This is a genomic window from Dysgonomonas sp. HDW5B (assembly GCF_011299335.1).
In the GTDB taxonomy this organism is placed as follows: domain Bacteria; phylum Bacteroidota; class Bacteroidia; order Bacteroidales; family Dysgonomonadaceae; genus Dysgonomonas_A.
The window spans coordinates 2,386,687-2,398,549 of record NZ_CP049858.1 but is presented as its reverse complement, the minus strand read 5'-3'; the positions used below and the strand labels follow the sequence as shown (position 1 = coordinate 2,398,549).

General features: G+C 36.8%; 24 protein-coding genes. All 24 read right to left on the bottom strand.

Going from position 1 to position 11,863, the window contains the following annotated elements:
- Positions 1-59: 59 nt before the first annotated feature.
- The 24 genes from rplQ to rplV all read right to left on the bottom strand — a co-directional run bounded on the left by rplQ (position 60) and on the right by rplV (position 11,851).
- Positions 60-590 carry a 50S ribosomal protein L17 gene (gene rplQ / locus G7051_RS09830; RefSeq protein WP_166114465.1) on the bottom strand — a complete coding sequence of 177 codons (531 nt, stop codon included), beginning with the start codon at positions 588-590 and terminating at the stop codon, positions 60-62.
- Positions 591-596: 6 nt separating this feature from the next.
- Positions 597-1,589, bottom strand: coding sequence for a DNA-directed RNA polymerase subunit alpha (locus G7051_RS09825; RefSeq protein ID WP_050709710.1), 993 nt, complete (start codon positions 1,587-1,589; stop codon positions 597-599).
- Between the two features lie 4 nt (positions 1,590-1,593).
- Positions 1,594-2,202, bottom strand: a complete 609-nt coding sequence (rpsD, locus tag G7051_RS09820; RefSeq protein WP_166114462.1) for a 30S ribosomal protein S4 — start codon at positions 2,200-2,202, stop codon at positions 1,594-1,596.
- Positions 2,203-2,310: 108 nt separating this feature from the next.
- Positions 2,311-2,700, bottom strand: coding sequence for a 30S ribosomal protein S11 (gene rpsK, locus G7051_RS09815; protein ID WP_050709708.1), 390 nt, complete (start codon positions 2,698-2,700; stop codon positions 2,311-2,313).
- A 9-nt stretch (positions 2,701-2,709) separates the two neighbouring features.
- On the bottom strand, positions 2,710-3,090 hold the full coding sequence (rpsM, locus tag G7051_RS09810; protein ID WP_166114459.1) for a 30S ribosomal protein S13: 381 nt from the start codon (positions 3,088-3,090) through the stop codon (positions 2,710-2,712).
- A 30-nt stretch (positions 3,091-3,120) separates the two neighbouring features.
- Positions 3,121-3,237, bottom strand: coding sequence for a type B 50S ribosomal protein L36 (gene ykgO / locus G7051_RS09805; RefSeq protein WP_166114456.1), 117 nt, complete (start codon positions 3,235-3,237; stop codon positions 3,121-3,123).
- An 11-nt stretch (positions 3,238-3,248) separates the two neighbouring features.
- Positions 3,249-3,467, bottom strand: a complete 219-nt coding sequence (infA, locus tag G7051_RS09800) for a translation initiation factor IF-1 (RefSeq protein WP_166114453.1) — start codon at positions 3,465-3,467, stop codon at positions 3,249-3,251.
- A gap of 11 nt (positions 3,468-3,478) precedes the next feature.
- On the bottom strand, positions 3,479-4,279 hold the full coding sequence (map, locus tag G7051_RS09795) for a type I methionyl aminopeptidase (protein WP_166114450.1): 801 nt from the start codon (positions 4,277-4,279) through the stop codon (positions 3,479-3,481).
- Between the two features lie 19 nt (positions 4,280-4,298).
- Complete coding sequence (secY, locus tag G7051_RS09790; RefSeq protein ID WP_166114446.1) at positions 4,299-5,624, bottom strand: preprotein translocase subunit SecY; 1,326 nt, start codon at positions 5,622-5,624, stop codon at positions 4,299-4,301.
- A 1-nt stretch (position 5,625) separates the two neighbouring features.
- Complete coding sequence (gene rplO / locus G7051_RS09785) at positions 5,626-6,075, bottom strand: 50S ribosomal protein L15 (protein ID WP_166114443.1); 450 nt, start codon at positions 6,073-6,075, stop codon at positions 5,626-5,628.
- Between the two features lie 31 nt (positions 6,076-6,106).
- Positions 6,107-6,283 carry a 50S ribosomal protein L30 gene (rpmD, locus tag G7051_RS09780; protein WP_221412794.1) on the bottom strand — a complete coding sequence of 59 codons (177 nt, stop codon included), beginning with the start codon at positions 6,281-6,283 and terminating at the stop codon, positions 6,107-6,109.
- Positions 6,284-6,302: 19 nt separating this feature from the next.
- A complete protein-coding gene (gene rpsE, locus G7051_RS09775; protein ID WP_166114437.1) occupies positions 6,303-6,821 on the bottom strand; it encodes a 30S ribosomal protein S5 in 519 nt (172 codons plus the stop codon).
- A gap of 5 nt (positions 6,822-6,826) precedes the next feature.
- The gene (rplR, locus tag G7051_RS09770) at positions 6,827-7,171 is read right to left on the bottom strand and encodes a 50S ribosomal protein L18 (RefSeq protein WP_166114434.1); all 345 of its coding nucleotides are present in this window, start codon (positions 7,169-7,171) and stop codon (positions 6,827-6,829) included.
- Positions 7,172-7,192: 21 nt separating this feature from the next.
- The gene (rplF, locus tag G7051_RS09765; RefSeq protein WP_166114431.1) at positions 7,193-7,747 is read right to left on the bottom strand and encodes a 50S ribosomal protein L6; all 555 of its coding nucleotides are present in this window, start codon (positions 7,745-7,747) and stop codon (positions 7,193-7,195) included.
- A gap of 17 nt (positions 7,748-7,764) precedes the next feature.
- Positions 7,765-8,160, bottom strand: coding sequence for a 30S ribosomal protein S8 (gene rpsH / locus G7051_RS09760; protein ID WP_166114428.1), 396 nt, complete (start codon positions 8,158-8,160; stop codon positions 7,765-7,767).
- A gap of 67 nt (positions 8,161-8,227) precedes the next feature.
- The gene (gene rpsN / locus G7051_RS09755; RefSeq protein ID WP_050709697.1) at positions 8,228-8,497 is read right to left on the bottom strand and encodes a 30S ribosomal protein S14; all 270 of its coding nucleotides are present in this window, start codon (positions 8,495-8,497) and stop codon (positions 8,228-8,230) included.
- Position 8,498: 1 nt separating this feature from the next.
- A complete protein-coding gene (gene rplE, locus G7051_RS09750; protein ID WP_166114425.1) occupies positions 8,499-9,062 on the bottom strand; it encodes a 50S ribosomal protein L5 in 564 nt (187 codons plus the stop codon).
- Positions 9,062-9,379 carry a 50S ribosomal protein L24 gene (rplX, locus tag G7051_RS09745; protein ID WP_166114422.1) on the bottom strand — a complete coding sequence of 106 codons (318 nt, stop codon included), beginning with the start codon at positions 9,377-9,379 and terminating at the stop codon, positions 9,062-9,064. Before rplX ends, rplE begins: the two co-directional genes overlap by 1 nt.
- 21 nt (positions 9,380-9,400) lie before the next feature.
- Positions 9,401-9,766 carry a 50S ribosomal protein L14 gene (gene rplN / locus G7051_RS09740; protein WP_166114419.1) on the bottom strand — a complete coding sequence of 122 codons (366 nt, stop codon included), beginning with the start codon at positions 9,764-9,766 and terminating at the stop codon, positions 9,401-9,403.
- Position 9,767: 1 nt separating this feature from the next.
- Positions 9,768-10,025, bottom strand: a complete 258-nt coding sequence (gene rpsQ, locus G7051_RS09735; protein ID WP_166114415.1) for a 30S ribosomal protein S17 — start codon at positions 10,023-10,025, stop codon at positions 9,768-9,770.
- A 9-nt stretch (positions 10,026-10,034) separates the two neighbouring features.
- Positions 10,035-10,232, bottom strand: coding sequence for a 50S ribosomal protein L29 (rpmC, locus tag G7051_RS09730; protein ID WP_166114412.1), 198 nt, complete (start codon positions 10,230-10,232; stop codon positions 10,035-10,037).
- 5 nt (positions 10,233-10,237) lie between these two features.
- Entirely contained in the window at positions 10,238-10,669 is a 432-nt protein-coding gene (gene rplP, locus G7051_RS09725) for a 50S ribosomal protein L16 (RefSeq protein WP_110309647.1), read from the bottom strand.
- Positions 10,670-10,690: 21 nt separating this feature from the next.
- Positions 10,691-11,434: a 30S ribosomal protein S3 gene (gene rpsC / locus G7051_RS09720; protein WP_166114409.1), complete on the bottom strand. Its 744-nt coding sequence runs from the start codon at positions 11,432-11,434 to the stop codon at positions 10,691-10,693.
- A 9-nt stretch (positions 11,435-11,443) separates the two neighbouring features.
- Positions 11,444-11,851: a 50S ribosomal protein L22 gene (gene rplV / locus G7051_RS09715; RefSeq protein ID WP_166114406.1), complete on the bottom strand. Its 408-nt coding sequence runs from the start codon at positions 11,849-11,851 to the stop codon at positions 11,444-11,446.
- Between the last annotated feature and the right edge of the window lie 12 nt (positions 11,852-11,863).

The following is an 11,863-nucleotide window of genomic DNA, read 5'->3' as shown; positions in this document are numbered from 1 at the left end:
TATAACATAAAAAAAGCACTCTCAATATTGAGAGTGCTTTTTTTAAGAGTAATATATAATTATTCCTCAGTTTTTTTGTCTTCGTCTTCTACTTTAGCTTTAGCTGCTTTAGGAGCTTTAGCCTTAGTTTCTTTGACTGCTTCAGCAGCTACTTCAGTATCATCTGCTTTCTTCTTAGAACGACGTGTCTTAGGTTTAGCAGCAGCTTTAGTAGTTTCTTTCAACATATTTTCATTGTAGTCTACTAACTCAATAAAACACATTGAAGCATTGTCTCCTAAACGATTTCCGGTTTTGATTATACGAGTATATCCACCTGGACGATCTGCAACTTTTACAGATACATTTTGGAACAATTCTGTTACAGCTGATTTACTTTGAAGATCTTGGAATACTAAACGTCTTGAGTGAGTAGTATCTTCCTTTGATTTAGTAATGATAGGCTCAATAACTTTCCTTAAAGCCTTTGCTTTCGCTACAGTAGTAAAAATACGCTTGTGCATGATTAAAGAAGCACACATGTTAGATAACATTGCGTTTCTATGCGTATTAGTACGACCTAAGTGATTAAATTTTTTATTATGTCTCATCGCTTATTAATCTTTATCTAATTTATATTTGGATATATCCATGCCAAAAGAAAGGTTCAGACTATCTAATAATTCGTCTAACTCTGTAAGAGATTTCTTACCGAAGTTACGGAATTTAAGAAGGTCGTTTTTATTGAACTGAACAAGCTCTCCTAAAGTTTCTACTTCAGCCGATTTCAAACAGTTCAGAGCACGAACCGATAGGTTCATATCTACTAACTTGCTTTTCAACAATTGGCGCATGTGAAGTATTTCTTCATCAAACTCTTCGTTTCCATCAGTTTCTGTTTGCTCCAATAAGATTTTCTCATCAGAAAACAACATAAAGTGATGGATAAGAATTTTAGCAGCTTCTTTCAGTGCATCTTTTGGATGTATAGATCCATCAGTCGATATTTCTATCACTAATTTTTCGTAATCTGTTTTTTGCTCTACACGATAGTTTTCGATAGAGTATTTCACATTACGGATCGGAGTATAGATAGAGTCAATTGCGATTACATTAACATCATCGGAAAGACTACGGTTCTCGTCTGCGGGAACGTATCCACGACCTTTGTTAATTGTCAACTCAATTTGAAGATTCGCACTTGGATCTAAGTGGCAAACCACCAATTCAGGATTTAAAACTTCAAACCCAGATAAATGCTTACCTATATCTCCAGCTTTGAACACTTCGGAACCCGAAATAGTAATGCTTACTTTCTCATTCTCTATTTCTTCGACTATTTGTTTAAATCGAACTTTTTTCAGATTCAGGATTATATTTGTTACATCCTCTATAACTCCCGGTACTGTAGCAAATTCATGCTCAACACCATCGATTTTTATAGAAGTAATAGCAAAACCTTCAAGTGAAGAAAGGAGAATACGGCGAAGAGCATTACCTACAGTAATACCGTAGCCAGGTTCCAACGGACGAAACTCGAACTTACCGAAGAAGTTGTCCGCTTCTAACATCAATACTTTATCGGGTTTTTGAAATGCTAATATCGCCATGAAATTAATCTTTAGAATACAATTCTACTATCAACTGTTCTTTTATGTTCTCTGGAATATCTGCTCTTTCAGGTAAGTGCAAATATTTACCTGATTTAGATGAATTGTCCCACTCTATCCAAGGATATTTGCTGTGGTTGAATCCAGATAAAGCATTATCAATAACCTCTAAAGATTTTGATTTTTCGCGAACAGATATTATTTGTCCTGGTTTAACAGAATATGATGGTATATTAACAATTTTACCCTCTACCAAAATATGACGGTGTGAAACCAACTGACGGGCAGCAGCTCTTGTAGGAGCTATACCCAAGCGGAATACAACGTTGTCAAGTCTTGATTCTAGGAATTGTAATAAAACCTCACCTGTAATACCACGAGCACTTGCAGCTTTTTCAAACAAGTTACGGAATTGTTTTTCCAATACTCCGTAAGTATATTTAGCTTTTTGTTTTTCACGCAACTGAATACCATATTCAGAAGTCTTTTTCTTTCTACCATTACCATGTTGTCCGGGAGGATAGTTCTTTCTAGAAAGAACTTTATCTGGTCCGAAGATAGGCTCACCGAATTTACGGGCTATTCTTGATTTTGGTCCTGTATATCTTGCCATTTTTTTAAAATTAAAACATTAAAAAGAAGCGAGAATTGTGCAGCCGCGATTACAGAGAGGGTTACTTGCAATCAATCACAACTCATGTTTCTAACTTAGAAATTGGGATTAAACTCTTCTGTGTTTTGGAGGACGACATCCATTATGAGGAAGTGGAGTAACGTCAACTATTTCTGACACCTCTATTCCTGCACCATGTATTGTACGGATTGCAGACTCACGCCCGTTTCCTGGACCCTTTACAAACACTTTCACTTTTCTCAAGCCTAGGTCATATGCTACTTTAGCACAATCTGACGCTGCCATTTGAGCTGCATAAGGGGTGTTTTTCTTAGAACTTCTAAAACCCATTTTACCTGCAGATGACCAGCTGATCACTTGACCTTCGCTGTTTGTAATCGAAATAATAATATTGTTAAATGAAGAATGCACATGAACTTGTCCGTTTGCATCCACTTTAACGTTTCTTTTTTTAGCTGCGACTGTTTTTTTTGCCATATCAAACTATTATTTTGTAGCCTTTTTCTTGTTTGCAACAGTTTTCTTTTTGCCCTTGCGTGTACGAGCGTTATTTTTAGTGCTTTGTCCTCTTAGAGGTAAGCCAATACGGTGACGAATACCACGGTAACAACCGATATCCATTAGGCGCTTAATGTTCAACTGAACTTCAGATCTCAAATCTCCTTCAACTTTAAATTGACTTGAGATTAATTCACGGATTGTTCCCGCTTGTTCATCTGTCCAATCTTTTACTTTAAGATTTCTATCAACACCTGCTTGTTCTAAAATTTTATTAGAATTACTACGTCCGATACCATATATATATGTCAAGGCAATTTCGCCTCTCTTATTTTGCGGTAAATCGACACCAACTATTCTTATAGCCATATACTTGATTATTTTTGCAAAATTAGTAAATTATCCCTGACGTTGTTTGTACTTAGGGTTTTTTTTGTTTATTACGTATAAGCGACCTTTTCTTCTGACGATTTTACAATCACCAGTACGCTTCTTTAATGATGCTCTTACTTTCATATCTTGTTTTTTTATTTGTATCTGAAAGAGATTCGACCTTTAGTCAAATCATATGGAGACATTTCAACTCGCACTTTATCTCCTGGTAATATTTTAATGTAATGCATACGCATTTTACCCGAAATATGTGCAGTAATTTCATGTCCATTTTCTAACTCTACACGAAACATTGCATTAGACAATGCTTCTACAATTACGCCATCTTGTTCTATTGATGCTTGTTTAGCCATAAAAAATTAAATTAGATTCCGTTATTTCCTAACACAGCCTCAATAAACTCGAACGTAGATAAGATATCAGCTTTACCTTCTCGAATCGAAACTGTATGTTCGAAATGAGCTGATAGTTTTCTATCCTTTGTTCTTACTGTCCATCCATCGCTTTCAAACACAACATTCTTACTTCCTTGATTAATCATTGGCTCAATAGCAATACACATTCCTTTTTTTAATAAAGGACCAGTTCCTCGTCTTCCATAATTAGGAACTTCGGGAGCTTCATGCATCTTACGACCGATACCATGACCAACTAATTCACGTACTACCGAATATCGCAGTTTTTCACAATGAGACTGAACGGCTTCACTAATATCTCCGATACGATTACCTTCGATGGCCTTTTCTATACCTTTATATAAAGATTCCTTAGTAGCTCTCAATAAAGCTTTCGCTTCTTCAGAAACCTCTCCTACACAAAAAGTATAGGCTGAATCTCCACAAAAACCATTCTTTTCAGTTCCGCAATCAACTGATATTATATCTCCGTCTTTAAGAACATAACCTCCAGGTATACCATGTACTACAACATCATTCACCGAAGCACATATACTCCCAGTAAAATCAATTGTACCCGGTGCACCCTTATAGCCTTTAAAAGATGGAATTGCTCCATGACTTCTGATAAATTCTTCAGCTATTTTATCTAAATGCAGTGTAGTAACCCCCGGCTTGATATGTTTGGCAACTTCGCCTAGAGTCATACCAACCAAGCGGTTACTCTCACGCATTAATTCTATTTCTTCTTCTGTTTTTAGGAAAATCATTGATCTATACTAAACTTACTTAATATGCCGCAATTGATCCTGAACGACCTTTTATTCTACCTGACTTCAACAAACCGTCATAATGTCTCATCAACAAGTGACTTTCGATTTGTTGTAAAGTATCCAATACTACCCCAACCAAAATCAATAAAGAAGTACCACCGAAAAAGTGAGAAAATTCTTTACTAATTCCAATCAAACTTGCAAAAGCAGGTAAGATAGCAACTAGAGCCAAGAATAATGAACCGGGTAGAGTTATACGAGACATGATAAGGTCTATATAATCAGCCGTTTTCTTTCCGGGTTTAATTCCGGGAATAAATCCATTATTTCTTTTTAATTCATCAGCCATTTGTATTGGATTGATAGTAACCGCAGTATAAAACCATGTAAATGCTATAATTAGAAACGCAAATATAAGGCAATATAACCAACTGGTATTATCAGTCATAGAACGCATGAACCATCCAGATTTATCTGCAGTTGTAAATCCAGCCACAGCAACAGGGATAAACATAATCGCTTGAGCGAAAATGATAGGCATCACGTTGGCAGCATTTACTTTTAATGGGATATACTGACGTGCACCACCATATTGTTTATTGCCAACGATACGTTTTGCATACTGTACCGGTATCTTGCGAGTACCTTGTACAAGAAGTATTGCCATTGCAATAACAAAAAGTAAAAATACTATTTCAAGCAAAAATACAATCAGACCACCAGCACTATCACTCAGACGGGAAGTAAACTCTCCAACCAAAGCATGAGGCAATCGAGCAATAATACCAACTAGTATTATAAACGAAATACCGTTTCCAATACCTTTATCGGTGATACGCTCACCTAACCATAGTACAAACATACTACCGCCTGCCAAAATGATGGTTGAAGGCAATAGAAAACTCCAGAATCCTCCAGGAGCAGCTCCTTGCAAAGCACCCAGCAAATATGCAGGACCTTGAAATAGAAGTATCACTAATGTCAGATAACGAGTATATTGGTTAAGCTTATTACGTCCACTTTCTCCTTCTTTTTGTAGTTTTTGAAAGTACGGTAGTGCTATACCCAACAGCTGGATTACAATCGAAGCTGAGATATAAGGCATAATACCCAATGCAAAAATAGAAGCATTTGCAAAAGCACCACCAGAAAACATATCAAGCAAGCCTAATAATCCTCCGGATGCACTGTGGCGAAGAGCTTCCAAATCCGCTGGATTTACGCCCGGCAACACAACATGTGTACCAAAACGATAGATCACTACGAAAAAGAAAGTAGTGAGAATCCGTTTGCGCAGATCCTCAATCTTCCATATATTTTCTATTGTTTTTACAAATCCCATCTTACTTCAGTTTTGTTGCGGTTCCACCTACTGCTATAATAGCAGCCTCTGCTGACTTAGAGAAAGAATGAGCTTCAACATCTAACTTTACAGTTAATGCTCCATTACCTAAAATCTTCACTAAGTGCTTAGATGAAACAAAACCAGCATTGATCAGAGTTTGAATATCAATTTTTGTTAGTTTTTGAGCATCAGCCAAATCTTGAAGTACATTCAAATTAATAGCTTTATATTCAACACGGTTGATATTTTTAAAGCCATATTTAGGAAGACGACGTTGGATAGGCATTTGACCTCCTTCAAAACCGATCTTCTTTGAATAACCCGATCTAGACTTAGCACCTTTATGACCTCTTGTAGAAGTACCACCTAAACCCGATCCGGTACCACGACCGATTCTTTTTCTTGTTTTAGTAGCACCTTCAGCAGGTTTTAAATTCGATAAATTCATATGCTTAGATTTTTTATCTTTTACTAGATTATTACTCTACTATAGAAACTAAGTGCTTTACTTTCTCGATCATCCCTCTTATTGCTGGATTATCTGGATGTTCAACCACTCTATTCAATTTTCTCAACCCTAGAGCATCTAATGTTCTCTTTTGATCAATAGGGCTATTGATTCTGCTTCTAACTTGTTTAATTTTAATTGTTGCCATAATTTTGTTTTCTTGCAAATTAACCTTTAAACACTTTTTCCATAGACACTCCTCTGTTTTGAGCAACAGTATACGCATCTCTTAGTTCACCTAAAGCTTCAATTGTAGCCTTCACTAAGTTGTGAGGGTTAGAAGAACCTTTAGATTTTGCAAGAACGTCAGTTACACCAACACTTTCAAGCACAGCACGCATCGCACCTCCGGCTTTTACTCCTGTACCGGGAGAAGCTGGTTTGATGAAAACTTCTGATCCTCCAAAACGAGCAACTTGTTCGTGAGGGATAGTTCCTTTCAAAACCGGAACTTTGATCAGGTTTTTCTTAGCAGCTTCAACTCCTTTGGCAATGGCTGTAGTCACCTCACCGGCTTTACCTAGGCCCCAACCAACTATACCATCTTCGTTACCTACAACGACGATAGCTGCGAAACTGAACGTACGACCACCCTTTGTTACTTTTGTAACACGATTGATAGCCACCAATCTGTCCTTCAGTTCGATATCGTTGGTCGATTTTACTTTATTATTAATTCCTGCCATTTGTATTAAAATTTAAGTCCACCTTTACGGGCAGCATCTGCCATTTCTTTAACTCTACCGTGGTATAAATAACCATTTCGGTCAAATACTACAGATGTAATGCCTGCTTCTTGAGCAGCCTTAGCTACTAGTTCACCTACTTTAGCCGCAATCTCTTTCTTAGGAGCTTTTTCACTCAATTTAAGAGAAGAAGCAGAAGCTAGAGTTTTTCCAGTTAAATCGTCGATAACCTGAGCATAAATTTGCTTGTTACTTCTGAAAACTGTCAAACGTGGACGTTCAGTTGTACCTTGTATTTTACTACGTACATCTAACTTTATCTTATTTCTTCTATCTGTCTTCGTTGTCATGATTTTTACAGTTTACGTAAATTATTTACCTGCCGATTTACCAGACTTACGACGTATAACTTCACCCACAAAACGAATACCTTTACCTTTATAAGGTTCTGGTTTACGGAATGAACGGATTTTAGCACACACCATACCGATAAGCTCTTTATCGCAAGATTCTAAAATGATTAGAGGATTCTTATTTCTCTCAGATTTAGTTTCTATGATTATCTCTTTTGGTAACAACATATGAATGTTGTGAGTATAACCTAGAGAAAGGTCTAATTGTTGTCCTGCATTAGATGCACGATAACCAACCCCTACTAATTCTAACTCTTTACGATATCCTTCAGAAACTCCAATAACCATGTTATTTATCAACGATCTGTAAAGACCATGCAACGCACGATGCTCTTTTTCATCAGTTGGACGAGTAACCGTCAACACATCAGCGTCAACAGAAACTTTGATATCAGGATTTACACTTTGAGTTAATTCACCTTTTGCACCTTTTACGGTAACCAAATTGTCTTTATCCACACTTACGGTAACTCCCGCAGGGATAGTTATAGGTAATTTTCCAATTCTTGACATAGTATACCTCCTCTTAATTAATAAACATAACATAAAACTTCTCCACCCACTTTCAAACCGCGAGCTTCTTTGTCAGTCATAATACCTTTAGAGGTAGACAATACAGCAATACCAAGACCATTAAGGACTCTTGGCATTTCTTTGTATCCTGTATACTTACGAAGACCTGGAGTTGAGATACGAATCAATTTCTTTATCGCATTCACTTTATTTACGGGGTCATATTTCAAGGCAATTTTGATTGAACCTTGAGGACCTTCTTCTACAAACTTATAGTTAAGTATGTAGCCTTTTTCAAAAAGAATCTTTGTGATTTCTTTTTTCAAATTTGACGCTGGTATTTCTACCACTCTGTGCTTAGCCATGATGGCGTTTCTCAAGCGCGTCAAATAATCTGCTATTGGATCTGTCATTATAAAATTGATTTAAATTAATTCCGAAACCCGGAACAATATTTAATTCTAAAAAAAATTCTGTGTATTACCAGCTAGCTTTTTTGATACCTGGTATTAAGCCTTTAGAAGCCATTTCTCTAAATTGAATACGAGAAATTCCAAATTGGCGTAAATACCCTTTTGGACGACCAGTCATACTACATCTGTTGTGTAGACGAACTGGAGACGCATTCTTAGGCAGAGCTTGAAGACCTTCGTAATCTCCTTCAGACTTCAATTGAGCTCTTTTAGCTGCATATTTAGCTACTAATTTTGCTCTTTTAACCTCACGGGCTTTCATTGATTCTTTTGCCATCTTATATCAATTCTTTTTTTGCGTTCTTAAATGGTAAACCAAATTCTCTCAAAAGAGCATAGCCTTCTTCATCTGTTTTCGCAGAAGTTACAAAGGTAATATTCATTCCCAGAATTTTGTTAATTGCATCGATATTAATTTCAGGGAAAATGATTTGCTCTTGGATACCTAATGTATAGTTACCACGACCATCAAGTTTGCTTTCGATACCTTTGAAGTCACGAATACGAGGAAGTGCAACTTTTACAAGTCTTTCCAAAAATTCGTACATTTGATTATGACGCAATGTTACCATTACACCAATAGGCATTTTTTTACGTAACTTAAAGTTCGAAATATCTTTCTTAGATACTGTAGCTACAGCTTTTTGACCTGTAATAGCACTCAATTCATTGATTGCTGTTTCTATGATCTTTTTATCAGCAACTGCTATTCCTAAACCTTGATTGATAACAATCTTTTTAAGAACAGGAACTTGCATTGACGACTTATAACCGAATTCTTTCATCAGAGAAGAAACAATACGATCTTTATATTCTGTTTTAAGAGTTGTTGTATTGCTCATTATTTAATCTCCTTCCCTGTTTTTTTAGAATAACGCACTAGCTTACCATTCAATTCTTTACGACCTACTCTGGTTGGTTTTCCTGATTCAGGATCAACCACATTCAGGTTAGATATATGAATAGGAGCTTCTACTTTCTCAATACCTCCTTGAGGATTTTTCGCATTAGGCTTAGTATGCTTAGATACCATGTTCAGACCTTCAACAATGGCACGTTGTTTGTCAATAATGACTTTAACAACGCGACCTGTCTTGCCTTTGTCTGTACCGGTGTTCACATAAACGATGTCACCTTTCTTTATATGTAACTTACTCATTACCGTCTAGATTTATTTAGATTAAAGTACCTCTGGTGCTAAAGAAACGATTTTCATATTTACCGAACGCAATTCTCTTGCTACGGGTCCGAAAATACGACTTCCTCTGATTTCACCGGCAGCATTTAACAATACACAAGCATTGTCATCAAAACGGATGTATGATCCGTCAGCTCTACGTACTTCTTTTTTTGTACGTACAACCATTGCTTTAGTTACTGCACCTTTCTTAACATCACTTGAAGGGATCACATTCTTGATAGCAACTACTATAATATCTCCTACAGATGCATAGCGTCTTCTTGTGCCTCCTAGTACGCGAATACATAGAGCCTCTCTAGCTCCACTGTTGTCCGTTACTACTAATCTTGATTCTTGTTGTATCATTTTATTTAGCCCTTTCGATTATTTCGATTAATCTCCATCTTTTTAGTTTGCTCAAAGGACGAGTTTCCATGATTCTTACAGTATCACCGATGTTACACTCGTTTTTTTCATCATGAGCATGAAATTTCTTCGTTTTATTAACGAACTTCCCGTAGATAGGGTGTTTTTCTTTCCATTTTACAGCAACAGTAACGGTCTTATCCATTTTATTACTGAAAACGACCCCGATTCTTTCTTTTCTTAAATTTCTAGTTTCCATCAGCTCTTATTACTTTTTATTTATTTCTCTTTGACGCAACACTGTCAAGATACGAGCGATATCACGACGCTTTTCTTTAATCTTAGCAGGGTTATCCAATGGAGTCACACTGTGGTTCAAAACTAATTGATCCAATGCCAGTTTTTCGACATTCAATCTTTCTGCTAAATCCTTATCGGACAATTCTTTTACTTCTGCAATTTTCATAGTGCTTAAGAATTTTGAGTTAAATCATAATCTCTGCGTACTACAAATTTTGTAGTTACTGGTAATTTTTGAGCAGCCAAGCGTAATGCTTCTTTAGCTACTTCAAAAGATACACCTTCGATTTCGAAAATCATTCTTCCTGGAGTAACAGGTGCCACAAATCCTTCTGGCGACCCCTTACCCTTACCCATACGCACTTCAGCAGGTTTCTTTGTAATAGGCTTATCTGGGAAAATTCTCACCCAAACTTGACCTTGACGTTGCATGTAACGAGTTACAGCAATACGAGCCGCTTCGATCTGACGTCCGGTAATCCATTTGGTCTCAAGGGTCTTGATACCGAACGAACCGAAAGCAAGTTGGCTGCCTCTTTGGGCATTACCTTTCATGCGACCTTTTTGCTGTCTTCTAAATTTTGTTTTCTTCGGTTGTAACATCTTTTTTCAAATGTTTAATTCTTATTTTCTCTTTCCTTTCTTGAAACCTCTACCATCGTTTGATCTACGATTATCATTTCCTCTGTTTTGAGAAGAAGATGGTTCTTTAGATACTACAAATGATGGAGCAAGGTCTTTCTTGCCATAAATTTCTCCACGACAAATCCATACTTTGATACCGAGCAAACCTACTTTAGTCAAAGCCTCAGCATGAGCATAATCAATATCAGCACGGAATGTGTGAAGCGGAGTTCTTCCTTCTTTGTACATTTCAGAACGCGCCATTTCAGCACCGTTCAAACGTCCAGAGATTTGAATTTTAATACCTTCAGCACCCATTCTGATAGTTGAAGCTATAGCCATTTTGATTGCACGACGGTAAGCAATTTTACCTTCCAACTGGCGTGCGATATTATTAGCTACAATTACTGCATCTAACTCAGGTTTTTTGATTTCAAATATATTGATTTGAATATCTTTATCTGTAATTTTCTTTAATTCCTCTTTTAGCTTGTCTACTTCCTGACCGCCTTTTCCGATAATAATACCGGGACGAGCTGTACATACAGTAATAGTTACAAGTTTCAAAGTTCTTTCGATCACGATACGAGATACACTAGCTTTTGCCAAGCGGGCATTTAAGTATTTACGGATTTTGCTATCTTCTAACAGAGTTTCACCGTAGTTATTGCCGCCGTACCAGTTAGAATCCCATCCTCTTATTATACCTAAACGATTTGCTATCGGATTGATTTTTTGTCCCATCTGGCTAAATTAATTTTGTTTTTTATTACTAAGTGCATCAACTGTAATAGTTACATGATTCGAACGTTTACGAATTCTGTAACCTCTACCTTGTGGAGCAGGACGAAGTCTTTTCAACATCGCACCTCCGTCTACATATATCGAAGACACATAAAGTTCACCACTCTCGGCTTTACGCTCATTTTTAGCTTCCCAGTTAGCAATAGAGGAACGCAACAATTTCTCAACTCTTGCTGCCGCTTCTTTATTTGAGAATTTCAAAACGCCAAGAGCTCTAAACGCTTCCATACCTCTCACCATATCTGCAACTAAGCGCATTTTACGTGGTGAAGTAGGAACGTTATTCAACTTAGCTAAAGAAACTGCTTGTTTAGCTTCTTTTCTAGCGTCAGCTGCTATTCTTTTTCTCTTACCCATTTTATATTAATG

Bases quoted from the DNA above. Each gene is read 5' to 3' on its own strand.
- rplQ (WP_166114465.1), bottom strand. From the start codon at position 590: ATGAGACATAATAAAAAATTTAATCACTTAGGTCGTACTAATACGCAT.
- G7051_RS09825 (WP_050709710.1), bottom strand. From the start codon at position 1,589: ATGGCGATATTAGCATTTCAAAAACCCGATAAAGTATTGATGTTAGAA.
- rpsD (WP_166114462.1), bottom strand. From the start codon at position 2,202: ATGGCAAGATATACAGGACCAAAATCAAGAATAGCCCGTAAATTCGGT.
- rpsK (WP_050709708.1), bottom strand. From the start codon at position 2,700: ATGGCAAAAAAAACAGTCGCAGCTAAAAAAAGAAACGTTAAAGTGGAT.
- rpsM (WP_166114459.1), bottom strand. From the start codon at position 3,090: ATGGCTATAAGAATAGTTGGTGTCGATTTACCGCAAAATAAGAGAGGC.
- ykgO (WP_166114456.1), bottom strand. From the start codon at position 3,237: ATGAAAGTAAGAGCATCATTAAAGAAGCGTACTGGTGATTGTAAAATC.
- infA (WP_166114453.1), bottom strand. From the start codon at position 3,467: ATGGCTAAACAAGCATCAATAGAACAAGATGGCGTAATTGTAGAAGCA.
- map (WP_166114450.1), bottom strand. From the start codon at position 4,279: ATGATTTTCCTAAAAACAGAAGAAGAAATAGAATTAATGCGTGAGAGT.
- secY (WP_166114446.1), bottom strand. From the start codon at position 5,624: ATGGGATTTGTAAAAACAATAGAAAATATATGGAAGATTGAGGATCTG.
- rplO (WP_166114443.1), bottom strand. From the start codon at position 6,075: ATGAATTTATCGAATTTAAAACCTGCTGAAGGTGCTACTAAAACAAGA.
- rpmD (WP_221412794.1), bottom strand. From the start codon at position 6,283: ATGGCAACAATTAAAATTAAACAAGTTAGAAGCAGAATCAATAGCCCT.
- rpsE (WP_166114437.1), bottom strand. From the start codon at position 6,821: ATGGCAGGAATTAATAATAAAGTAAAATCGACCAACGATATCGAACTG.
- rplR (WP_166114434.1), bottom strand. From the start codon at position 7,171: ATGACAACGAAGACAGATAGAAGAAATAAGATAAAGTTAGATGTACGT.
- rplF (WP_166114431.1), bottom strand. From the start codon at position 7,747: ATGTCAAGAATTGGAAAATTACCTATAACTATCCCTGCGGGAGTTACC.
- rpsH (WP_166114428.1), bottom strand. From the start codon at position 8,160: ATGACAGATCCAATAGCAGATTATTTGACGCGCTTGAGAAACGCCATC.
- rpsN (WP_050709697.1), bottom strand. From the start codon at position 8,497: ATGGCAAAAGAATCAATGAAAGCCCGTGAGGTTAAAAGAGCAAAATTA.
- rplE (WP_166114425.1), bottom strand. From the start codon at position 9,062: ATGAGCAATACAACAACTCTTAAAACAGAATATAAAGATCGTATTGTT.
- rplX (WP_166114422.1), bottom strand. From the start codon at position 9,379: ATGAGTAAGTTACATATAAAGAAAGGTGACATCGTTTATGTGAACACC.
- rplN (WP_166114419.1), bottom strand. From the start codon at position 9,766: ATGATACAACAAGAATCAAGATTAGTAGTAACGGACAACAGTGGAGCT.
- rpsQ (WP_166114415.1), bottom strand. From the start codon at position 10,025: ATGGAAACTAGAAATTTAAGAAAAGAAAGAATCGGGGTCGTTTTCAGT.
- rpmC (WP_166114412.1), bottom strand. From the start codon at position 10,232: ATGAAAATTGCAGAAGTAAAAGAATTGTCCGATAAGGATTTAGCAGAA.
- rplP (WP_110309647.1), bottom strand. From the start codon at position 10,669: ATGTTACAACCGAAGAAAACAAAATTTAGAAGACAGCAAAAAGGTCGC.
- rpsC (WP_166114409.1), bottom strand. From the start codon at position 11,434: ATGGGACAAAAAATCAATCCGATAGCAAATCGTTTAGGTATAATAAGA.
- rplV (WP_166114406.1), bottom strand. From the start codon at position 11,851: ATGGGTAAGAGAAAAAGAATAGCAGCTGACGCTAGAAAAGAAGCTAAA.